This window comes from Staphylococcus cohnii subsp. cohnii (genome assembly GCF_002902365.1).
GTDB classification, from domain to species: domain Bacteria; phylum Bacillota; class Bacilli; order Staphylococcales; family Staphylococcaceae; genus Staphylococcus; species Staphylococcus cohnii.
The window spans coordinates 289,378-313,413 of the sequence record NZ_PPQC01000046.1 but is presented as its reverse complement, the minus strand read 5'-3'; the positions used below and the strand labels follow the sequence as shown (position 1 = coordinate 313,413).

Genomic DNA, 24,036 nt, shown 5'->3' with positions numbered 1-24,036 from the left:
AAAAATAGATTTAGTAAAGTGCTATTAAAGGAGCGTATAAGCAATGTGTACAGGTTTTTCATTTATGTCTGAGAATCATCAAGCTATATTAGGTCGAACAATGGATTTTGTTTATCAATTAAAAGGCAACCCAGCAGTTCAACCACGTCACTATTACTGGGAATCACGTGTAGAGTATAAAGGTGAAACATTATATGGTTTCGTAGGTTCAGGCAGTGATATGGAAGGTTTTTTATTTGGGGACGGTGTTAATGAGCATGGCATTGGCGTTTCAGTACAATATTTCAGAGGCTACGCTTCTTACGCAAATGAAACTAAAGCAGGCTATATGAATATTGCTCAAAATGAAGTGATAAATTGGATACTAGGTTATAACAAAAACATAGCTGATTTAATAAAAAATGCCCAATCTGTCAATGTTGTGGCGCATACTCTGAATGACCTCTCTGAAGTTCCACCGTTACATTATCATATTTCTGATGATACGGGTAGAACAGTAGAGCTTACTTTTAATAAAGGTCAAATAGTGGTTAATGACAATCCAGTTGCCGTTTTGACTAACAACCCTGATTTAAATTGGCATTATGAAAATTTAAAGAATTACATAAACATTACACCCCAAAAGCCAAAAGAAAAAAAGTTTGCTAATATTAATTTGAAATCGTTGGGAAATGAAGGCGGCACGTATGGCTTACCAGGTGGATATACTTCAGCAGAGAGATTTATTCGCATTGCTTACTTGAAAAATTATTTAGAAGAAGCAACAAATAGTCCAGAACAAGACATACTTAATGCATTTAAATTATTGGAAATCATGAGTATACCTAAAGGTGCAGTTAGAGATGAAGAAAATGAGTTACATTATACCTTGTATCAAACCGTATTAAATTTAACGACACGCACATTTTATATTAAATGGTATAATTCTAATAAAATTACTGAATTACATTTATCAGAAGACTTACTAAATAAAAAAGAAATGACGATTTTTGAGCCAACTGAAGGATTAGCAATAACTCGTTTGAACTAAAATTCAAACCGAGTACATGTATCGAATGAACTTTAAATAATAAATAACTAATAAAAGACACATAAAAACTGCTGTTTTTATGTGTCTTTTTTATGTTTATTAACAATCATTTTTGATGGTAAAACGTATTAATCTCACTATTTTACTTAAAAATTCAAATTTTTTACTGACTTTCCATTGCGTATTTTTGTGAAGGAGCCGGATATATTATTACGGGCACTTTTTTAGTGGCTATTATTAAATCAATACCCTCGTTGTCAGATTATGCGGCATTAAGTTGGATGTTTGTTGGATTAGGTGCAATACCATCAACTATTCTTTGGTCTATGTTGGCCGATGTTTTAGGTCATGGTAAGGCAACGTATTTAGCTTTTATTTTACAAATAATAAGTGTTATTTTACCGATATTATCAGAAAGTATGTTGAGTTTAATATTAAGTTCATTATTATTTGGTTCAACGTTTTTAGGGCTTACTACATTATTTATGTCCAAAGCACAAGCTTTAATGTATCAGAATAATAGTAGATTGAACTTAGTTGCGATATTGACTGTTATATACAGTTTGGGACAAATGATTGCACCTGCATTATCTGGGTTATTAATTGGAAACGAAGGGAACTTCAATGCAGCATTGATTTTTGCTGCTGTTATTTTATGTGTAGGTTTATTTAGTAGTATGTATAGTTATCGGACTAGGAATTAAATGAAATTTGTCTTATAACTTTGATATTTTTGCTAAAGATATGAAGAAATAATAGTATAGATTGTTTCCATGTGTATATCTTGAACTGCTTTCTGAGTCTTTCAAGCGTACAATAGACTTTTTAGTGATTGTGTGTGATGTTTCAATTATTTAAGTAATGAGTCTTAGTTGGGAGTTGCTTTTTGGAGTGTTTAAATCTTTTTGTATAAGTCTTATTTTTGTGGTAATATCGTCATGAATAAAAATTCGAGATAATAATAGATAAGAAGGTTAAAAAATATATGAAAGAAAATTTTTGGCGTGAATTACCGCGTCCATTTTTTGTTTTGGCGCCTATGGAAGACGTAACAGATGTAGTCTTTCGTCATGTGGTCAGTGAAGCGGGAAGACCTGATGTCTTTTTCACTGAGTTTACAAATACGGAAAGCTTTTGTCACCCTGAAGGTGTACACAGTGTACGTGGCCGTTTAACGTTTACAGAAGACGAACAACCCATCGTTGCACACATTTGGGGAGATAAACCTGAACATTTTCGTGAAATGAGTATTGGTATGGCAGAGATGGGTTTTAAAGGTATTGATTTGAATATGGGTTGTCCAGTTGCGAATGTTGCAACAAAAGGTAAGGGTTCAGGTTTAATACTACGCCCAGAAACAGCAGCTGAAATTATTCAAGCATCTAAAGCAGGAGGACTACCTGTAAGTGTTAAAACGCGATTAGGTTATTCTGAAATTGATGAGTGGAGAGAATGGTTGAAACATGTTTTCAAACAAGATATTGCGAATCTATCCATCCACCTTCGTACACGTAGAGAGATGAGTAAGGTAGACGCACACTGGGAATTAATCGGCGAAATAAAACAACTGCGTGATGAAATTGCACCAGACACATTATTAACGATAAATGGTGACATTCCAGATAGAAAAACAGGACTTGAACTGGCAGAAAAGCATGGTATTGATGGCATTATGATTGGTCGAGGAATTTTCCATAATCCTTATGCCTTTGAAAAAGAACCAAGAGAACATACGAGTGCGGAACTTTTAGACTTGTTAAGACTTCATCTTGATTTGTTCGACAAATATTCACAAGAAGAAACACGCTTGTTTAAACCGTTGCGCAGATTCTTTAAAATATATGTGCGTGGTATCAGGGGTGCAAGTGAGTTAAGACATCAACTGATGAGCACAAATACGACTGACGAAGCACGTGAACTATTAGATGAATTTGAATCTAATATGGAAACAACAATACAATAGTAAAAGTTTGAATATATAAAAAGGCTTGAAAATCTAAAATTTTAGATTTTCAAGCCTATTTTTGCTTAATGGTAAGCGAAATAACGAATGCAATAATCATAAAACTAGTAATCATTAAAACGACACCTGGCCATTGAATATAGTTATAAAACACACCGGCTAAAGTACCTCCTACAGAAGACCCCATATAATAAAACAATAAGTAGAGGCTAGAAGCCTGTGCTTTATGATCTTCCGCACGACTGGTAACTACTGCACTTGCGATTGCATGACCACTAAAAAAAGCATAAACACTAAAGGCTAAGCCAATAATTTTGAATGTTAGCGGTGGTAATAAAGTGATGTTAATACCAAAAATTAACAATAAAACACTAAATTTTAAAGCATTTAAAGTACCTAATTTAGTACGTAATTTTGCATTTAGTATTGAGGAAATCATACCTATTAAAAACAATAAATATATAAAACTAATGATACTATCATGTAAATTGTATGGCTTTTCTGATAACACGAAACCAATATAGTTAAAGGCAGCTATGTTACAACCAAGTAGCAGAAAGCCAATCATAAAAGGTTTGAGTAATCGAATATTTGTTAGATGTTTATAATAACTAATTAATAATGCTTTGACAGAAAAACGCTGCTTATCAAAATGTTTAGATGATGGTAGTAAAAATGTAAATAAAATGGCTGCAATGACACTGATAACACCTATGCAAATTAGGCCAGTTTGGTATCCATAAATACTTGAAATAAAGCCGGTGAATATTCTTCCAAAGGCACCACCAAAAGCGTTTCCACTAATATAAATACCCATCGCTTCAGGTAGATTGTGCGAAGAAATTTCTTCACCAATATATGCCATTGCGATTGATGGTAAACCAGCTAAACATATGCCTTGTATCAATCGTACAATTAAAAAGGTATTGAAATCTGTTAAAAATGGTTGGATTAAGGCGAGTAAGGATACAGAAAGAACGGAAAAAATCATTATAGGTTTACGGCCTAACACTTCAGATATGGCTCCGAAAAATAGCATGGCAAAGGCAAGTGTTAAAGTTGCTGATGATAAAGCTAAACTTGCCTTTGTTTCGCTCACATTAAAAGATTTTGTGAAATGAGGGATTAATGGTTGAACACTATAAAGTATTGAAAATATGGTGAATCCAGAAATAAAAAGAGCCACAATTACTTTAATATATGTCTTTGATCCTTTTACTGCATAATTATTATGAACTTCATACATGTTGAATCCCTCACTTTTAATTAATAGTTCTATGTTAGCACGTAATATAGCATACCAAAAAGACACTGTTTTTAATTTTTGATAAAGTAATTTGTAATATTTAAGAAAAAATGGATATGAAATTAGGAGGTTAAGTGTAAAAAGTTAACTGTTATAGTTGATTTACAACAACTGTAATATAGATGTATAGGGTTCAATTAAAAGTAATGGAAACGCTATCTGCTTATCTAGAAGGAATTTTCAAAAAATTTACGTTACATCACAAACAAATTACTAACAAATTAAAAAACAGTTTCTGCTATTCTCTTTATACAGTTTCTCTGATACTATTATGTATGTAAAAATTTTGGGAGAACTTATTAATTATGAAAAAAATGGTTACAGCAACAATTGCTACGTTATCTTTAGGTGCAATTGGTGTCGCACAGGGAGAAGCACACGCTTCAGAAAACAATCAATCAAATACACAATATACAAGCAATCACGCGAATAGTGATATTTTAACTATGGTTATATCGATCAAGATGATAATGGGAACTATCATCACACATTAGATGGAAACTGGGATCAATCTATGTTTGATCAACAACAATATTATTTCTATTTAATAGATAATGAAGGGAATTATCATTACTATTATTTCCCAATGAATAATCAAAGTGCTAACACTTCAAACGTTGAAAATGTAAATGCTTCAGATGATAATAACTACACTGATGACCAAAGTCATGAAGAAGTACAATCAGAAGGTTATGACATTAACCAACCATCACAAAACAATGATGTTGATAATAGTGCAACAACGAACCAAAGCACTGAATCTGAACAAACAGCACAAAGTAATTCTAATAACGTAAACAATACAGCAAATAATGTACAAAATAATACACAAAATAACGCATCAACAAATAACAATTATGAAACGAATTACACACAAAATAATGGTACTAATGATGTGCAACAAAACGCTACATCAAGTAATGATTCAACACCACAACAACAAGCTGCACCACAACAAAACAATACACAATCAGTAGCAGCGTCAAACAGTAGTAGTAATAATAGTACGCATTCATCCAATTGGTTAACTAAAAACCGTCAATTACAACCTTATGGTAGCTACCATGGTGGTGGTGCACACTATGGCGTTGACTATGCTATGGATGAAAATACACCTGTTTATTCACTAGCAGATGGTACTGTAATTCAAAGTGGTTGGAGTAATTATGGTGGTGGTAACCAAGTTACAATCCAAGAGAAAAACAGTGATAACTATCAATGGTATATGTATATGAATTCTTTAAATGTTAAATCTGGCCAAGAAGTTAAAGAAGGACAACAAATTGGTTTATCAGGAAGCACAGGAAATTCTACTGCACCTCATCTACATTTCCAACGTATGTCAGGTGGAGTGGGTAATGGATATTCTGTTGATCCAACTTCATATGTAAATTCAAAATCATAATATACGACACATATTGGTCGCCTTTGAAATCCTTTTAAGGATGTAGAAGGCGACTTTTTGTTTGATTTTCGACTGTAAACTATGATTTTTTGTCGATAATAACTTAGATAATTTGAATTATGGTTCATGACATATCATAATTACACTGAAATCACATTGAAAGGGAAGATGATATGTTTACAGTTTATGCTCATAGAGGATTATCAAGTAAAGCTCCTGAAAATACGTTGGCAGCATTTGAAGCAGCAGCAAATGTGACTGGATTAAAATGGATTGAGCTTGATGTTGCAATTACAAAAGATGAACAGCTGGTCATTATTCATGACGATTTTTTAGATCGAACAACAGATATGATAGGTGAAATTACACAATTAAATTATGATGCAATCAAAGATGTATCTGCTGGTAATTGGTTTAATGCAAAGTATGCAGAAGAAAAATTACCGACTTTTGATGATGTGATTGCATTTGCTAATAAATATAAAATGAATTTAAATATAGAATTAAAGGGTGTAACTGGTGGAAATGGCAGTGCTTTATCAGAAAGTATGGTTAAACAAATTGCAGAAAAATTAAAAGCATTAAATTCAAGCTCGGACGTTTTATTATCTAGTTTTAATATTGTTTTATTGAAATTATCACAGCAATTAATGCCACAATATAAGCGGGCAGTTCTTTTTAAAGCAGCAGCTTTTACAGGTGATTGGAGAACACTTTTAGATTATTGTGGATCAACGATTGTCAATATAGAAGATGCAAAACTGAGTCAAGCACGCGTGCGTTCAATTAAAAATGCAGGTTATGAGTTAAATGTATGGACTGTAAATAGTAAAATGAGGGCAAATCAATTGTCAAATTGGGGCGTAGACGGCGTCTTTACAGATAAAGCAGATGAGTTAGTCCATTTAAATAGTGGGTTTAATGCTTAGTAAGTTAAATATCATTATCGTATATAAAACGGGGCTATTTAAACGAATTGAAGTTTAGTAGCCCCGCTTTTATTTAGATATAAAAAAAGGAGAAGTTTTTTAAATACCGCTATGTTATTCATTATTTTTTATAATTAGCAATTGTTCAAAAATGATATAAAGTTATAAAAATTTAAAATGTCCTTTGCTTTAATTATACTATGAGAATTTCAGATATTATAGTCTGTATTTTCCAATAGATATTGCATATAATAATTTAACAGCTTAATGATTATGAGGGGGCTACACGATGAACAGTACAAAAGCGCAGTTTGGGCAAAATTTATATATACATGGGACGAAAGCTAAATTGGAGATTGGTGATTTATTATATACTTTGTATAAATCTAATTATCAGGACCGAATTATGAATCATATATATTTCACTGGTACATTAGAAGCAGCAAAATGGGGAGCTGAACTTGCAGTTGCTTTGTCTAAAGATATAGCAGAAGAGCATATTTATGTTGTTGAACCATTAGGAGAGTTCGAAGACGATCCGAATGTCACAGATAAAAAATTTCCTGGCAATCCAACGCTTTCTTATCGCTCTAGTGAACCACTGAAAATTGTCGCGGAATTAAGCGCATGGGAAAGACATTCGGATGGCGAAATTAATCAAATGCTCAAAAGCATAAAGGAATTGCGAGACAAAGGACTAGACGTTATTGAAGATTAATATACTGATATGAATGAGACATTCAACTATGCGTACCAATTGAATCAATGTACAGATAAAGGCATAATAAATTAAGTCAAATGAAAAAACGGTTATGAAATAATAATCTTATTTTACACATAAATAGTATGGACATAGTATAGTAATCATATAACTATATAATATAAAAGGATTAAAAATTATGTTTTATAAATTGATAAAAGTATTACCAACAGCTATTTGTGGATTAGCATTAGGGATCGCGTCGCTTAGTAATTTGCTGTTTAATATGACTTGGCATGGCTTAGCGGTGTTATTTTTTATATTGAGTTGTATCATTTTATTGTTATTTATACAAAAATGCATATTATATCCCAATACAGTACAGGATGAATTGAGCGATCGTAATATCTGTGCTACTTTCCCAACTTTTCCAATGGCTCTAATGACAATCATTTACATCATAAAGCATCACTTAAACGTCAATCTAGGTATACTAATATGGTTATGGTGGTTAACGATTATCATCCAATTCATCATTATCGTAGGTTTCATTTACTATCATCTAATATTACCTAACAAAGGTACTGTTTTGCCGAATACGAGTTGGTTTGTCACATTTGTAGGAATAGGTGTAATATCTGAAACTGCAAAAGAATTTAATCCAGTTTTAGGGGAATTCACGGTATATATAGCAACTTTTTGCTTTATAATATTAATAGCGATTATTTTAATCAAAAAAACTTGGCGCTTATATAACGAAAACCAATTTCCAATGGCAGTCATCATAGCGGCTCCAGCAGCACTTTGTTTTAATGGCTTTTTAATTAGTGCAAAATTTGATGACTTCATATTGACGATATTTGGCTTTATCATATCCCAATTACTTTTTGTAGTTTCATTAACGTTTATTCCTAAGTTAATGGCTATCAATTTTAAATTTTCATTTGCTGCTTTAACGTTTCCATGGGTAACAACAGCGACTGCTTATTTTAATTTTATGTATCATATGCGTTTTCCGAGCCCAATACATACCTTATTACAATTCATGTTGATATGTGAAATTATTTTTGTGTCATTGGCCGTGGTATATGTCATTTTGGGTTATATTGTTTTTTTGAGAAAAAGAATCAACAGTAAAGTGATTTAAGATAAAGGAGTGGTTGTAATGACTTATAATTTTAATGAAGTTGTTAATAGAAAACAGACGAGATCAGTTAAATGGGATACGATGGAGGATGTGTATCATATTGATGATGCTTCAGACATACTGCCAATGTGGATTGCAGATATGGATTTTAAGGCACCTCAACCAGTAATTGATGCATTGAAAAATTGTGTCGATCACGGCGTGTTTGGCTATTCTTATTTAGATGAACACTGTAAAAATGCAATTCAATCTTGGTTTAACAAACGTCATGAGTGGCATATTGGGAAAGATTGGATTCTTGCGCATTCTGGCGTAGTTCCTGCGATAGCGTCAATTATTGAGACATTTACGGCTCCAAAAGATAGTGTTTTAATTACGCCTCCAGTTTACCCACCTTTTTCCAATTTACCTTCAGGTATGAATCGACAATTAATTACGCGTGCTTTGATAGAAGATGATAGAAATTACTCGATTGACTTTGAAGACTTTGAAGAAAAGTTGAAGCAAGGCGTAAAAATGTTTATCTTATGCAACCCGCATAATCCAGGCGGGATTGTTTGGTCTAAAGACACTTTAAAAAAAGTGATTGAACTTTGTGTTAAATATGACGTGTTAATATTATCAGATGAAATCCACGCCGATTTGGTATTTCCAGGTTATCAACATATTTCTCTTGATAAATTAGCATCTGATAAAGAAGCACAAAAAATCATTACATGCACTGCACCTACAAAAACATTTAATCTAGCAGGTATTCATGCTGCTCTGATTATTTCGCCTGATAAAGATGTTAGACAAGCATTAGCGGCTAATTTTACGGCACATGGTTTAGGTGTTAACCGTATTAGTCCATTTGGAGCAGCTGCACTAGAATCTGCTTACAACCATGGAGAAGATTGGCTTAATGAGCTCATAAATATTGTTTCTTCAAATATGGATTATGTTATTTCAGAAATTACCAAAGCTATACCACAAATAAAGATTAAAAAGCCTCAAGCAACCTATTTGTTATGGATTGATTATAGAGAAACTGGCTTGACTGAAGAAGAAATAATGACAAAATTACTAGAAAAAGGTAAAGTCGCGCTTGAACCTGGGACAAAGTATGGTGAAGAAGGCAGAGGGTTTTTAAGAATGAATGTGGCTTGCGCACCCCAAACTGCTAAAGACGGCGTTGAACGTTTTATTAAAGCGTTGAAATAAATTTACCTCCCAAAATTTTAAGACATATTTAAAAAGGATTGTGACTTATGGAAATAAAAAATAATGACTATGAAAATTTGCTATTTTACTTTGCATATAAAACATTTATTACGACAGCGGATGAAATCATTAAAGATTATGGTTTGAATCGCCAACACCATAGATTTTTATTTTTTATTGAAAAAGTCCCTGGTATCTCGATTAAAGATTTATTGAAAAATCTAGAAATTTCAAAACAAGGTAGCCATGCAACTTTAAAAAAACTAAGAGATGAGGCATTCATTGTAGAAAAACAAGCGCCAGAGGACAAGCGTATTAAAACGTTGTATCCAACAGAAAAAGGCCGGAACTTAGTTCGTAAATTAAATAAAGCGCAAAATGATATGTTTAAAGAAATTCAAGAAAAAGTAGGCAATGATTGGTATGCAATTATGGAAGAATTTGCTTCGTATAGAGAAGGATTTCAATCAGTAAAATATTTGAAAGGCGACCAAGAATAATTTTTTAAGTATTTTTGTCAATAGTATAGCGAAGTTACATTTACTGAATACAATTATTTATATCAGAGGTTTGTTTTCTAGATTTTAGAAAGCAAGTCTCTTTATTTTGTTTGGAGGTATAAATAAGTCAACAAACTTGACCTAATTTATTTAACAAGTTATATTTAATGTGTAATGAAAATGAAACACATTAAAGGAGAAATGATGTATGCAAAAAAGAGTAGGACAATATTTGATGGATGCAATTCGCTCAGTTGGTGTTGATAAAGTATTTGGCGTGCCTGGTGATTTTAATCTTACATTTTTAGATGATATTATCAATCGAGATGATATGGAATGGATTGGTAACACAAATGAACTTAACGCTAGTTATGCAGCAGACGGCTATGCAAGAATCAAAGGCATTAGTGCTATGGTAACAACATTTGGTGTGGGAGAGCTAAGTGCGGTTAACGGTATAGCAGGTGCTTATGCAGAACGTGTACCAGTCATAGCAATCACAGGAGCACCAACTCGTGAAGTTGAACGTGCTGGTAAATATGTTCACCATTCATTAGGTGAAGGCACATTTGATGATTATCGAAAAATGTATAAACCTATCACGACAGCACAAGGATATATTACTCCAGAAAATGCACAAACTGAAATTCCAAGATTAATCAATGCAGCAATTAATGAAAAACGTCCCGTGCATATACACTTACCTATCGATGTAGCTGCTGTAAATATTGAAGTACAAACACCGTATCAATATACGGCGCCAGTCAAACAAGATGTTGACAGTTATATAGACATAATAGAAAACAAATTGAAAAATGCGAAGCAGCCTTTAATTATTACTGGTCATGAAATCAATAGTTTTGGGCTGCATGACAAACTAGAACAATTTGTTAACCAAACGCATATACCAGTTGCTCAATTGTCCTTAGGTAAAGGGGCTTTCAATGAAGAAAATCAATATTATATGGGTATTTATGATGGAAAGATCGCAGATGAACAAATTAAAGCTTATGTAGATCATAGTGATGTAATTTTGAATATTGGAGCAAAACTTACGGATTCTGCTACAGCTGGATTTTCTTATAAATTCAATTTAGAAAATGTAATCATGATTAATCATCATCATTTCAAAGTAGATGAATTACGCGATGAAGAAGTAAGACTTGCAGATTTACTAGATAGTTTATTGGAAATTGATTATACGGCTGACGTAAGCTATCCGCGTTATCAATTAACCAACGAAACAGTTGAATTAAGTGATGAGCCATTAAAACAGTCAACATATTTCAAATTAATGCAACAATTTATTCAACCCAAGGACGTTATACTTGCTGAACAAGGAACATCATTCTTTGGTGCTTATGACTTACTTTTCTCTAAAGATAATACATTTATAGGACAACCATTATGGGGCTCAATCGGTTATACTTTACCTGCGACTTTAGGAACACAAATTGCAGACAAACAACGTAGAAATGTGCTGTTGATTGGTGATGGTTCACTACAGTTAACTGTTCAAGCATTATCAACAATCATACGTGAGGATTTAAAACCAGTTATTTTTGTAATAAATAACGATGGTTATACAGTGGAACGTAAAATTCATGGTGAAAGCGCACCATACAACGATATCAAAATGTGGCACTACAAACAGTTACCGTTCGTGTTTGGTATGAAAGATACGGAAGTTAAGATACATGATGTTACAACAAGTAATGCGTTAGCAACAGCATTAAATGAAATCAATCAAACTCCTAACATGATGCATTTTGTAGAAGTGCACATGGATGTACATGATGCACCAGAAAAATTAGATGCGATAGGTAAAGCTTTTGCCCAACAAAACGGGTGATAATTGGAAATTTTTTAAAAACAGCACATATTCGTTTACAATGGAATTGTGACGTTAGGTTAACTATAGGTTTAAATAAAGTTATTATCAATAACACCAAAACAAAGGAGAGATTGTCATGACAGTAAATATAAAAGATTATGTTGATGAGAATTATGGATTGTTAATTGATGGTGAATTTGTAAAAAGTAATAGTGGAGAAACATTAGAAGTTGTTAATCCAGCTACAGGGGAGATACTATCAAATATTTCCAAAGCTGACGAAACGGATATCGACAAAGCTGTATCATCAGCCCAAAGCGCCTTTGAATCATGGAGTTTAACTTCTAAAACAGAGCGTGCGAATTTATTAAGAAAAATCAGTGAAAAATTGATGGCAAATAAAGATAAACTTGCAACAGTGGAAACCTTGAATAATGGTAAACCGATTCGTGAAACTTCAACGATTGATATACCATACGCTGCAAGACATTTTAACTATTTTGCAAGTGTTATTGAAACACATGAAGGTTCGGTTAATGATATTGATAAAGATACTATGAGTATCGTACGTCATGAACCTATTGGCGTTGTTGGTGCTGTAGTAGCTTGGAATTTCCCAATGCTCTTAGCAGCATGGAAAATTGCACCAGCCATTGCTGCAGGGAATACAATTGTTATTCAGCCATCTTCCTCAACGCCTTTAAGTTTATTAGAAGCAGGAAAGATTTTTCAAGAAGTATTGCCACAAGGTGTGGTTAATATTGTAACTGGTAAAGGTTCAGAATCAGGTAATGCTATTTTTAATCATGAAGGTGTAGATAAATTATCATTTACAGGTTCAACAGATGTCGGCTATCAAGTTGCCGATGCAGGTGCAAAACGTATTGTCCCTGCCACATTAGAACTTGGTGGTAAAAGTGCCAATATTATTTTGGATGATGCAAATTTAGATTTAGCTGTTGAAGGTATCCAACTCGGTATATTATTTAATCAAGGTGAAGTATGTAGTGCAGGCTCACGTTTATTGGTTCAAGAAGGTATATACGACACGTTAATTTCTAGATTAAAAGAGGCATTTTCAAATATTAAGGTTGGTGATCCATTAGATGAAGATACTCAAATGGGCAGCCAAACGAGTGATGAACAGATGAATAAAATATTGTCTTATATCGATTATGCTGAACAGTCAAATGCTGAGGTGTTAACTGGAGGCAAACGTATTGTTGAAAATGGATTAGATAAAGGATACTTTATAGAACCAACGCTGATTGCAGTTAGTGATAACCAAAATAAATTAGCGCAAGAAGAAATCTTTGGTCCAGTTTTAACAGTAATTAAAGTGAAAGACGATCAAGAAGCGATTAAAATTGCTAATGATTCTGACTATGGTTTAGCAGGTGGGGTATTCTCACAAGATATTACTCGCGCATTGAATATTGCTAAAGCAGTTAGAACAGGCAGAATTTGGATAAATACGTATAACCAAGTGCCTGAAGGCGCACCATTTGGTGGTTATAAAAAATCAGGTATTGGTCGTGAAACGTATAAAGCAGCATTGAGTAACTATCAACAAGTTAAAAATATATTTATTGACACAAGTAATGAATTAAAAGGTTTATATTAAACATTTGCCAATACACTTTGTGAAAATAGTATTAAAAAGCAGGCTCGGAAATTTGAACATTAATTTTCGAGCCTGCTTATTTAAAAAATGTTTAACAAAATATGATTAAAACAAATATCAAAGCGCATCTTAGTGCATTTTGTAACTAGTTATTAAGTATTGAATTTGTTGAATACATGTATGATGATTTTCATCGTGTGTGCTTTTAGAATCATAATTTTTATATCGTGGAAGTCTTATGTCCCATTTTTATGATCTACTTCTTTATAATTTACTTCATCATAATTTGTTTCAAGTTTACGCAATTCATCTCGAGTTTCTTTCTTTAATCCTTCACCATAATCCATCATTTTTACAATATCTTTAAAAGCAGCATAAGGGATAGCTAATTCATCTATATCTTCCAGAGTTACATGTAAATCTATGTCATTTGGTCTTTGTTCTTTTAATTTAGTAACGAAGTCTGGTTCAGTGACGAATGGTGATGACATGCCCACCATATCCGCATTTTGTAAGGCATCCAAAGCACTATCAGGAGAATTAATACCTCCGCTAGCTATGAGTGGAATGCGTCCGTTGAGATATTTATAAACGACCGCATTGACATATTCTCCGTTATATTTTCCTTCAGAACGTACTTTATTTTGATAGATTTGACGTCCCCAACTTGCAATCGCTAAATATTGAATGTCGGCAGTTTCTAACACCCAGTCTAAGTGACGGTTAAACTCATCAACAGTGTAACCTACATCACTACCACGTGTTTCTTCGGGTGTGGCACGATAACCTAAAATAAACTGTGAAGGTGCTTCTCGATCAATAACATTTTGAACAGCTTTTAATATTTCTAATTCAAAGCGTGATCTATTCTCTAAATTTTGGCTACCATATTCATCGGTCCTTAAATTAGAGAAAGTCGAGAAAAAAGTTTGGATTAATAAACGTTGTGCAGCTGAAATTTCAACACCATCAAACCCTGCTTTAATTGCACGTGATGTTGCATCTGCGTATTGTTGTATAACGGATTTGATTTTGTCTGTAGTCATAGATAAAACTTCATGCTTAATTGGAGAATTTAAGGTCATCGCACTTGGACCATATACTTGACCAAAGTTTAAAATAGCTTGATTTGAAAAACGACCAGCATGCGTAAGTTGTAGTATTGCTTTGTTGCCGTTTTGTTTCATAGCATTAGCTAAAGTTGTTAAGCCAGGAATACAACTATCATCAGTAATGCTAAAACCATATTCAAATAATTGTCCATAAGGTTCAATATAAGCGGCGCCAGTAACTTGAAGTGGTGCTGAGTGTGCACGACGTCGTGCATAATTAATATCTGCTTCTGTGACATGTCCGTCTTGTGTAGAAGAATTAGTTGTCATTGGAGATAAAACAAAACGGTTGTTTAAGACAATACCATTTGGCAATGTTAGTGGCTTTAATAATGCATTGTAATTCATATTCATAATTATAACCTCTATCTTCGTTGTTATTAATAATTTTAAAGTAACACTTAAATATAAAAGGGTCAAAACGATTAAAAAGTAGAAATTTTTTAAGCAAAATCTAACAAAAATTCTCTATATCCGTTATCCTATAAGGTGTAGACAATTTAAAGTGGACGCATGTTGTATTAAGTAGAGTGTATAGTGATGTTACGTTGCATTTATCTTAACTGAAAGTCATAAGATACTCAAATATACTTGCTTTAAGAACAATCGTTAACAAAGCGTATTGTATAATGTATGATTGGTGGAGGTGGTAATTCAAGTGGTTCAATTTAATGTGTTAGATTATGCTGTGATTGACGAAGGCAAATCTGCCGAAGAAGCTTTACAAGATACTGTTCGATTAGCACAGTTAGCTGACAAACTCGGCTATAAACGTTTTTGGTTAACAGAACATCATAATGTACCAGCATTTGCATGTAGTAGTCCTGAATTATTAATGATGCAAATTTTAAATAAAACAAAAAACATTTCTCTGGGGTCAGGTGGGGTGATGTTACCTCATTACAGCCCATATAAAGTTGCTGAAAACTTCCGTATGTTAGAAGCACTTCATCCTGGACGTGTCGATTTAGGTATTGGCAATAATGCAGGTACTGCTCAAGTGAAATCGGCGATGAATGAAACAAAATCACACTTTTTAGACTACGGGCAGTCTATTGAAGATGTGAGACATTATTTAACAGAACAACAGACGCAGCAGCGACATCATCGCGTTGTAGCACAACCAAGTACGAAATTCATGCCCAGCATGTGGTTGCTGAGCACCAGTGTAGCATCGGCTAAAAAGGCGGGGGCACAAGGTATAGGTTATACATTAGGTACTTTTCTATTACCTAATGCTAAAGCAATAGCTAAAGCAAAAGATAGTGTGAAAATGTATAGAGACGCATTTCAACCATCGTCATTAAATATGGCGCCATCTGTGATGATTACTGTTTTTATTGCATTAGCTGATACAGTAGAAGAAGCGGAAACTTTGGGCCGAAGTCTAGATATATGGTTATTAGGTAAGGAACAGTTTGCTGAATTTGAACGTATGCCCTCGCCTGAAACAGCACAATCTTATCATTGTACAGAGAAAGATGAGCGACAAATAGCTCAAAGTCGTGCACGCATCATTGTGGGCACCAAAGAAAGTGCGAAGCCACAAATAGATCGCATGATACAAGATTTTAATGCAGATGAAATCATGGTAGTGCCTTTGATACCGAGTATTGAAGCACGTTGTCGAGCTATTGAATTGCTTGCAGAAATATATTTATAAATTATTTATGAAGGGAAGTATTTATTATGAAAAAATTAGCGAATTATTTATGGGTAGAAAAAGTAGGCGCACAATATGTTTATAGTATGACGCCAGAGTTACAAGACGATATAGGTACAGTTGGGTACGTAGAATTTATAGGTAACGATGAAGTGAAAGTAGATGACGAAATAGTAAGTATTGAGGCTTCTAAGACAGTGTTAGATGTTCAATCTCCATTAGCTGGTATGATTGTAGAACGAAATACAAAAGCAGAAGATGAACCAACAATTTTGAATTCAGAAAAACCAGAAGAGAATTGGTTAGTTAAATTAGAAAATGTTGATGAAGCAGCATTTAACGCACTACCAGAGGCATAATATATGCAACAACAAGAGCGCTTATCTTATTTAATTGAATATTTATGGCGTGAAGCACATGGTGAAACAACTTTAAATTTACCGGAAGATGAAACATCACGTTGGGAAATGTATAGAGGGCTCGCCAATGTAAGATTACCTCGACCTATTGCTGACACTTATTTAGATGTACAAGATGCATTTTTACAAACGATGAATCGTCAACATGTTACTCATATTGATACATTGTCGCCAATGATTGGTGATGATGTATTTTTATGGCAAGGAGATATCACTCAACTCAAAGTAGATGGGATAGTGAATGCAGCAAACAGTCAATTATTAGGTTGTTTTGAAGCTAATCATAATTGTATTGATAACATCATTCATACTAAAGCTGGGGTACAGTTACGTTTGGCATGTCATGAAATTATGGAAGCACAAGGGAAAAAAGAAGGTATAGGAAAAGCTAAAATAACATCAGCATATAATTTGCCAGCCCAATATGTAATTCATACAGTAGGGCCACAAGTTCGCAAATTACCTGTATCTGATATGAATAAAGATTTGTTGGCACGCGCATATCGAAGTTGTTTAGAAATTGCAAAACAACATTCGCTAAAAAGTATAGCGTTTTGCTGTATTTCTACAGGTGTGTTTGGCTTTCCTCAAGCAGAAGCTGCAAAGATAGCCATTAACACTGTATTGGATTATAAAAAAGAGCATCATATGGATGATACGAAGATTATTTTTAACGTGTTCACTGATACAGATGCACAATTATATAAGGAGGAGCTAAAACGTTATGACTGAAACAACATGGCGTGTTATGTCAACAAATCAAAGTAGTCAATCTGATGTATTAGCACAAGCTATAGATGAAGCAGATGCAGTAGTTGTAGGCATAGGAGCAGGTATGTCTGCTTCAGATGGGTTTACGTATATAGGAAAAAGATTTATCCAAAATTTTCCGGATTTTATAGAAAAATAGGGTTTTTTTGATATGTTGCAAGCAAGTCTTCATACATTTGAAAGTTGGCAAGAATACTGGGCATTTCAAAGTAGATTTGTTGCATTGAATTATTTAGATCAACCAGTAGGTGCATCCTATGTTGCGCTGAAAGAAATACTAAAAAACAAAGCGCATCATATTATTACCACTAATGCAGATAATGCATTTGCAGTTGCTGGTTATGATTTGGACAAAGTATTTCATATCCAAGGTGAATATATTCTATGGCAGTGTAGTCAACATTGTCATCCACAAACCTATAGAGACGATGAGGCAATCCGTCAAATGATCCAAGAGCAATCAAATATGGAAGTGCCGCGCGAATTTGTACCACATTGTCCCAAATGTGATGCACCTATGGAAATTAATAAGCGAAAAGCACAAGTCGGTATGGTAGAAGATGCAGATTTTGAGGCACAATTATCTCGTTACAATCAGTTTCTTGAAAATCATAAGGAAGGAAAAGTCCTATATTTAGAAATCGGTATTGGTTATACTACACCTCAGTTTGTGAAACATCCTTTTCAACGTATGACAAGACAGAATTCTGATGCATTATTTATGACATTAAATAAAAAAGCATATAGGATACCTCAAAATATACGTGAACGAACAATACATTTAACGGATGATATTTCGACATTAGTTTTAGAAGCAAATAATAAATTAGCAAAGTAGGAGAAAACTATGTATTTAATTGAACCGATTCGAAATGGTGAATATATAACAGACGGTGCAGTTAATACTGCAATGCAAGTCTATGTAAGTCAAAATATTTTTTTAGATGATGATATTTTATTACCTTATTATTGCGATCCAAAAGTAGAAATAGGTCGTTTTCAAAATACAGCAGTAGAGATTAATCAAGATTATATAGATGAACACGGTATACAAGTGATGCGTCGTGAAACTGGAGGTGGCGCAGTTTATGTAGATCGTGGTGCTGTGAATATGTGCTGTCTTTTACAAAATGATAATTCGATATATGGTGATTTTCAAAAGTTTTATGAGCCAGCAATTAAGGCGTTACATAATTTAGGTGCTACTGAAGTCGTTCAAAGTGGGCGTAATGATTTAGAGATTAATGGAAAGAAAATTTCTGGTGCTGCAATGACTTTGATCAATGGACGTATCTATGGTGGTTACTCACTCTTATTAGATGTTGATTACGAAGCAATGATTAAAGTGTTGAAACCGAACCGTAAAAAAATTGAATCTAAAGGAATTAAATCTGTTAGGTCGAGAGTTGGAAGTATTCGTGACAATTTAGCAATTGAATATCAAAATATTACTATACATGAGTTTAAAGACTTAATGATTAAACAATTATTGGGCTTAGACGATATCAATGACGTTAAACGTTACGAATTAAGTGAAGCAGACTGGCATGTAATAGATGAAATGGTGGCAAAAAAATACAAGAATTGGGAATGGAACTATGGACGTTCTCCACGTTATGAATATAATAGAGATGCGAAATTAGCTGCAGGCACCATTGATATCACACTAGCCGTTGAACAAGGTCGTATTGTTGCATGTCGTATTTATGGTGATTTTTTCGGACAAGGTGAGATTAAAGAAGTTGAACAGCAACTTATTGGTGTTCGAGTTGTTAAAGCAGATTTGCTTGATGCTTTAAGTGAAATTGATATTCCTTACTATTTCGGTAAAACGTCAGCAGAAGAACTCGTTGAATTAATTTTAAGTTAATAACAAGAGTGAACATTTGCTAAAATCAATGTAGTGGTAAATGATTTGTACACAAGCAGTTATTTCTTGGGAAATAGTACAAGACCACGTAATAAAGTGATATTAACTCAACATTTAAAATTGTCCTGAAACATTCAAATATAATTATATACAGATGATAAAATGGACAAACAAACTATGACGTATTATGCATTATAAGGCTGAACAGATAAATATTACAGCCTTTATGATCGTAATGGATGATTTGATTTTTGATTCGAAAAAGTCATAGTTATTTCAATATAGACAATAAATTTTTATGATAAAAAAGGGGAAATTTATGAATATAGGTATAGTTGGAGCCGGAAAAATTGTAAAAGAAGCATTGCCAGTGATGTCAGAGGTACCTGAAATTCATATACAAAGCATAGTGACTACTGGACGTAATCCTGAGAATGTAGCTCAATTGCAAAAGCAATTTGATATTAAACAAGTCTATGAAGATTATCAAGCGTTTATAGAAGATGAAAAGATAGATACTGTTTATTTGGCTGTTCCCAATCATCTTCACTTTGAATACGCACGTAAAGCAATAGCGCAAAATAAGCATGTGATTTGTGAAAAACCATTTACATTAACTGCAGAAGAGCTCATCACACTAAAAGATTTAGCCGAGCAACAAAATGTGATTATAATTGAAGCTATTACAAATTTGTATTTAAGTAATTATGACGTACTAAAGCAAAGCATACCAGAAATTGGGAATTGCAAAATTGCTCAGTTTAACTATTCTCAGTATTCTTCAAGATTTGATGATTTTAAAAATGACATTATTCAACCAGCATTTGACCCAAGTAAGGGCGGAGGCGCATTAATTGATATAAATGTTTACAATATCCATTTAGCAGTAGGCTTATTTGGTAAACCTAATAAAGTGACATACTTTGCAAATATTGAAAAAAATATCGATACTTCTGGAATCTTACAATTAGAATATGAAGATATGAAAGTGGTTTGTATCGGAGCTAAAGATTCTAGTTCTGATAATCAATCTTATATTCAAGGAGACAAAGCTACAATTAATCTTAAAGGTCCTACAAACGAGTTGAATGCATTCGAATTAAAATATCACACTGGTGGTACACAGTATTATCAAGTAAATGCACACAAGCATCGAATGTATGAAGAATTTGTGAAAATCGAAAAAGTGATTCGGGAACAAAATACTATATTTGCAACAAGACAATTAGAACACAGTATTCATGTACTAGATGTCTTAGAGCAAGCATTAACGAGTGCAAATTTAAGCATAGGACCTTCAATTAAATAAAATTTGAACACAGTTGATTTCATAATATTAAAAATAACAGCTAAAAGACAGAAATAAGTCGTCAATACGTCAGTTGATCACTATTTCTGTCTTTTTTGTAAATAAAAGTTTTGAAATTACGTTGTTTAAAATATTAAAATACTATAATATGTGTAGTGTGATACTTATTTGTCATTGCTGCAATTACAGCTATTGTAGACAAACCGAATAATCCACTCCAAGGATCAAATATTGAGCCTAATAAGAGTCCTACCGCTAACCCAGAAAAATATTTTGTTGTTGTTAATAGCATACCTTTTTTTAAGGCTTTACCGCCAATTTTTAAATTCATTTGACTTCCTACACAAAAGATAAAAAGTGCAATTAAGACAAGTGCACTATCTTTGAATAGTTCTTGTGAAAATCCCCCGATTTGAAGCATTTCGTAATAGCCTTGTTCAGTTTTGGGTGCACCGAGTGACTTAAGTAGATTCATTATAGGGCTTAAATGTAATTGATCAACGGTGTTTATAGTAGCACCTAAAAGTAATGGGACTACCATCAATCCTCCAGGAATTTTTTCTATTGTATCTTTAATTCTCATAACTAACATCCCCTTAATATGTTATTGGTTATGGAAAAATGTTTTTACAATATTCTTGGTTGTTTGTTTTATCAATTTTTCCGATTTTGAAAATGTTTCTTCTAATGACATAGGTCCGTTACTTAAACTAAAAGCGCTGAGAATTCCACTGTCTTTTAGGTCTTTTGCATCAACTTCTACTGATCCTCCTATAAAAATAACTGGAATATCATATTTTTTGGCACATTGTGCAATGCCGATTGGTGCTTTTCCATAAAAAGATTGTTTATCAATTTTTCCTTCTCCAGTAAGAATTAAGTCTGCTTGTTTTAAGTATTTTTCGAATTGTATATATTCCATAACTACCTGAATACCTTCTTTAAAGTAACTTGGGAAAAACGCTTTGAATGCACCTCCTAAACCACCTGCTGCACCAGCACCAGGTAAATCGTGTAGTCTAACGCCTGTGGTATGTTCAACTAGATTAGCCCAATGCGTGAGATTATCATCAAGTTGTTGCATATTTTGTGCAGATGCACCTTTTTGTTTCCCAAAAATAAATGATGCACCATTAGGTCCTACTAATGGATTTTGAACATCAGTTGCTATAATAAAATTGCAATGATTTATTCGAGGATCAAAATTTGATAAGTTAATTTGAGCTAAACTTTGTAGTTCGCCACCCCCAAAATTTATTGAGTGATTTTGATTATCTTTTAACTCTGCCCCTAAAGCTTGTAACATGCCAGCGCCAGCATCATTTGTAGCTGAACCACCAATCGCCAGTATGAAATTTTTATATCCTTGATTCAAAGCGTGTAAAATTAATTCACCTGTACCATATGTTGTTGTAGATAAAGGATTTAATGCCTCTTGGGCCAAATGCTTTAATCCTGAAGCTTCTGCCATTTCTATGACACAAGTATGATTATCTAGAACCCCGTATTGAGCTGTTACTTTGTCACCAAGAGGTCCGGTTACACTGACCGTAGTAAACGTCCCATTTGTTGCATTTACTAATGCTTCCATTGTGCCCTCACCACCATCACCGATTGGTAAATCATGAATGGTAGATTCAGGGAAAATTTCCAGTATGCTATCTTTCATATACTTTGTTACTTCGCTTGCCTTCATACTTCCCTTAAATGAATCAGGTGCTAATATGATTTCCATTGTGAATTTCTCCTTTTAAGAAAGCGCTTTCTAAAATGTGTTGTTTTAAGTTTAACGATTTTATTATATTGAAAAAAGGGTTAAACTATACAAAAATAATACTTTGAATTTGTATATAAATAACAAGTGGTGAGATAAATGGATATATTGACTGAAGAAATGGCAACGCTAATCGTTAAAGAAACAGCTAAAAGAACCAAAACTAATATTAATATTATGAATTTTAATGGAGTAATTATTGCATCTTTCGATAAAAGTCGTATCGGTACGCTTCACGAAGGTGCTATTGAAGTGTTGAAACAAGAAAAAACAGTGGTAATCAACCAAGAAGATAGTTTGCATTTTAAAGGTACTCAGGCAGGTATAAACTTACCCATAATTTTCCAAGATAATATCGTTGGTGTTATTGGTATTACAGGTAATCCTAATCAAATAACACATGTAGCAGACTTAGTTAAAATGTCTACAGAATTGTTACTTTATCAAAATTATTTTACGTACGAATTGGAGGGACAAATACGAAGTCAAGAATTATTTATAGAGGAGTTATTAAAAAGTGAATCATCAAAATCCTTTATTCAATATTTAATGAAACAACTTAATATTGATTTATTAACTTATAGAAAATGTATCATTATCGATATCGAAAAACAGATATTTTCTAGAAATAGTATTGTTCGTTCATTAACGAGCAGGATAGATGCTAGTTCATTTACAATTGCATTTACGAATTATAACCGCATCGTTATTCTTGCTACTGCTCATTCGATGCAAGCTTTAGATAATAAAATCAATAATATATACCAAATATTTCAAAATTTAGAGCTGAAAGTCCAAATTGCCTCAAGTCTTATGTTTAAAAGATTAAAAGACTTTAGAAATGCATATGAAGAATGTGAGTTGGTGTTTATGTTAGCTGAAAATGGAAAGACTGTGACTTCATTTAAAGATGTGGAAGAAAAAACACTTTTATATCAAATTGATAAAAATATAAGAGAACGATTTAAAAAAAGGATATTAAGTAATGTGGATCAGCAGAGTATAGATACACTAAAAGCTTTCTTTCAAAATGATTTAAATATAACGCAAACTTCTAAAAAATTGTACATCCATAGAAATACTTTATTGTATAGGTTAGAAAAATGTGAAAAAGAAACAGGGTTAAATCCTAAAAAGTACTCTGATGCTGTCAAATTACAGATTGCAATATGGTGTTAACAACGAAAATAATCGGAGCGTTTTATAAGAAAGTTTAACAAAAATAATTGGTACAAAAGTAAAAATATTTTTAGTAATTAAAGCTTAAATGTAACTTTATTTTACTATTTTAATTATGACATACGTTAAAAATTAAAAGTCCTAAGCATGTGATGAAATCGTATTGCTTGGGGCTTTTTTATATGGTTTTATTTTAGCTGAGCAAATTAAGAAAGTGAACGATAAAAAGTAATCATTAAAATTGGTTGTTTTTTATAAAACAATATGACATACTCAATAATAATTAGCATGACATATT

At 33.0% G+C, this 24,036-nt stretch carries 20 protein-coding genes and 3 pseudogenes; 19 read left to right on the top strand and 4 right to left on the bottom strand.

The genetic code is table 11. The annotated features are described in order from the left end of the window. Positions 1-43: 43 nt before the first annotated feature. The 3 genes and pseudogenes from CD032_RS09175 (at position 44) to CD032_RS09165 (ending at position 2,993) form a co-directional block, all read left to right on the top strand. On the top strand, positions 44-1,030 hold the full coding sequence (locus CD032_RS09175) for a choloylglycine hydrolase family protein (RefSeq protein ID WP_019469156.1): 987 nt from the start codon (positions 44-46) through the stop codon (positions 1,028-1,030). Positions 1,031-1,203: 173 nt separating this feature from the next. Next, positions 1,204-1,734: pseudogene (locus CD032_RS09170) on the top strand (YbfB/YjiJ family MFS transporter); the annotation flags it as partial. 281 nt (positions 1,735-2,015) lie between these two features. After that, complete coding sequence (locus tag CD032_RS09165; RefSeq protein WP_019469154.1) at positions 2,016-2,993, top strand: tRNA dihydrouridine synthase; 978 nt, start codon at positions 2,016-2,018, stop codon at positions 2,991-2,993. A 55-nt stretch (positions 2,994-3,048) separates the two neighbouring features. Here the strand turns inward: CD032_RS09165 and CD032_RS09160 are convergent, their stop codons facing one another. Further along, positions 3,049-4,239 carry an MFS transporter gene (locus CD032_RS09160; RefSeq protein ID WP_019469153.1) on the bottom strand — a complete coding sequence of 397 codons (1,191 nt, stop codon included), beginning with the start codon at positions 4,237-4,239 and terminating at the stop codon, positions 3,049-3,051. A gap of 365 nt (positions 4,240-4,604) precedes the next feature. Between CD032_RS09160 and CD032_RS13455 the strand changes: the two genes are divergently transcribed. The 9 genes from CD032_RS13455 (at position 4,605) to CD032_RS09115 (ending at position 13,641) form a co-directional block, all read left to right on the top strand. Beyond that, positions 4,605-4,793 carry a hypothetical protein gene (locus CD032_RS13455; protein ID WP_019469152.1) on the top strand — a complete coding sequence of 63 codons (189 nt, stop codon included), beginning with the start codon at positions 4,605-4,607 and terminating at the stop codon, positions 4,791-4,793. Between the two features lie 20 nt (positions 4,794-4,813). Beyond that, the gene (locus tag CD032_RS09150) at positions 4,814-5,704 is read left to right on the top strand and encodes a M23 family metallopeptidase (RefSeq protein ID WP_103211418.1); all 891 of its coding nucleotides are present in this window, start codon (positions 4,814-4,816) and stop codon (positions 5,702-5,704) included. A 173-nt stretch (positions 5,705-5,877) separates the two neighbouring features. Beyond that, entirely contained in the window at positions 5,878-6,633 is a 756-nt protein-coding gene (locus CD032_RS09145; protein WP_019469150.1) for a glycerophosphoryl diester phosphodiesterase, read from the top strand. Positions 6,634-6,922: 289 nt separating this feature from the next. Further along, positions 6,923-7,351, top strand: a complete 429-nt coding sequence (gene arr, locus CD032_RS09140; RefSeq protein WP_103211417.1) for an NAD(+)--rifampin ADP-ribosyltransferase — start codon at positions 6,923-6,925, stop codon at positions 7,349-7,351. Between the two features lie 181 nt (positions 7,352-7,532). Beyond that, positions 7,533-8,480, top strand: a complete 948-nt coding sequence (locus tag CD032_RS09135; protein WP_103211416.1) for an SLAC1 family transporter — start codon at positions 7,533-7,535, stop codon at positions 8,478-8,480. An 18-nt stretch (positions 8,481-8,498) separates the two neighbouring features. After that, positions 8,499-9,683 (top strand): MalY/PatB family protein, encoded by a 1,185-nt coding sequence (locus tag CD032_RS09130; RefSeq protein WP_103211415.1) that lies wholly within the window; start codon positions 8,499-8,501, stop codon positions 9,681-9,683. 47 nt (positions 9,684-9,730) lie between these two features. Next, positions 9,731-10,183 (top strand): MarR family winged helix-turn-helix transcriptional regulator, encoded by a 453-nt coding sequence (locus tag CD032_RS09125; protein ID WP_019469146.1) that lies wholly within the window; start codon positions 9,731-9,733, stop codon positions 10,181-10,183. Positions 10,184-10,391: 208 nt separating this feature from the next. After that, positions 10,392-12,035, top strand: coding sequence for an alpha-keto acid decarboxylase family protein (locus CD032_RS09120; protein ID WP_103211414.1), 1,644 nt, complete (start codon positions 10,392-10,394; stop codon positions 12,033-12,035). Positions 12,036-12,153: 118 nt separating this feature from the next. Then, on the top strand, positions 12,154-13,641 hold the full coding sequence (locus CD032_RS09115) for an aldehyde dehydrogenase family protein (protein WP_019469144.1): 1,488 nt from the start codon (positions 12,154-12,156) through the stop codon (positions 13,639-13,641). A 236-nt stretch (positions 13,642-13,877) separates the two neighbouring features. Here CD032_RS09115 and CD032_RS09110 read toward each other — a convergent pair whose 3' ends face one another. Further along, positions 13,878-15,107 carry an NADH-dependent flavin oxidoreductase gene (locus CD032_RS09110; protein ID WP_103211413.1) on the bottom strand — a complete coding sequence of 410 codons (1,230 nt, stop codon included), beginning with the start codon at positions 15,105-15,107 and terminating at the stop codon, positions 13,878-13,880. Positions 15,108-15,411: 304 nt separating this feature from the next. On the opposite strand from CD032_RS09110, the gene CD032_RS09105 reads away from it, so the two are divergent. The 6 genes and pseudogenes from CD032_RS09105 (at position 15,412) to CD032_RS09080 (ending at position 20,785) form a co-directional block, all read left to right on the top strand. Next, positions 15,412-16,416, top strand: coding sequence for an LLM class flavin-dependent oxidoreductase (locus CD032_RS09105; protein WP_103211412.1), 1,005 nt, complete (start codon positions 15,412-15,414; stop codon positions 16,414-16,416). Positions 16,417-16,442: 26 nt separating this feature from the next. Beyond that, a complete protein-coding gene (locus CD032_RS09100) occupies positions 16,443-16,775 on the top strand; it encodes a glycine cleavage system H family protein (RefSeq protein ID WP_103211411.1) in 333 nt (110 codons plus the stop codon). Between the two features lie 3 nt (positions 16,776-16,778). Beyond that, positions 16,779-17,567, top strand: coding sequence for a protein-ADP-ribose hydrolase (locus tag CD032_RS09095; RefSeq protein WP_071560224.1), 789 nt, complete (start codon positions 16,779-16,781; stop codon positions 17,565-17,567). Then, positions 17,560-18,444, top strand: a pseudogene (locus CD032_RS09090) (SIR2 family NAD-dependent protein deacylase). The gene CD032_RS09095 and the pseudogene CD032_RS09090 overlap by 8 nt, the downstream one beginning before the upstream one ends. 9 nt (positions 18,445-18,453) lie before the next feature. Continuing rightward, entirely contained in the window at positions 18,454-19,476 is a 1,023-nt protein-coding gene (gene lplA, locus CD032_RS09085) for a lipoate--protein ligase (RefSeq protein ID WP_103211410.1), read from the top strand. A gap of 319 nt (positions 19,477-19,795) precedes the next feature. Further along, positions 19,796-20,785: a Gfo/Idh/MocA family protein gene (locus CD032_RS09080; protein ID WP_071560221.1), complete on the top strand. Its 990-nt coding sequence runs from the start codon at positions 19,796-19,798 to the stop codon at positions 20,783-20,785. A gap of 166 nt (positions 20,786-20,951) precedes the next feature. Here CD032_RS09080 and CD032_RS09075 read toward each other — a convergent pair. After that, a pseudogene (locus CD032_RS09075) lies at positions 20,952-21,368 on the bottom strand (2-keto-3-deoxygluconate permease); the annotation flags it as partial. A gap of 21 nt (positions 21,369-21,389) precedes the next feature. Next, positions 21,390-22,520: a glycerate kinase gene (locus tag CD032_RS09070; protein ID WP_071560220.1), complete on the bottom strand. Its 1,131-nt coding sequence runs from the start codon at positions 22,518-22,520 to the stop codon at positions 21,390-21,392. A gap of 138 nt (positions 22,521-22,658) precedes the next feature. Between CD032_RS09070 and CD032_RS09065 the strand changes: the two genes are divergently transcribed. Next, positions 22,659-23,738, top strand: a complete 1,080-nt coding sequence (locus CD032_RS09065; protein ID WP_103211409.1) for a CdaR family transcriptional regulator — start codon at positions 22,659-22,661, stop codon at positions 23,736-23,738. Positions 23,739-24,036: the final 298 nt, after the last annotated feature.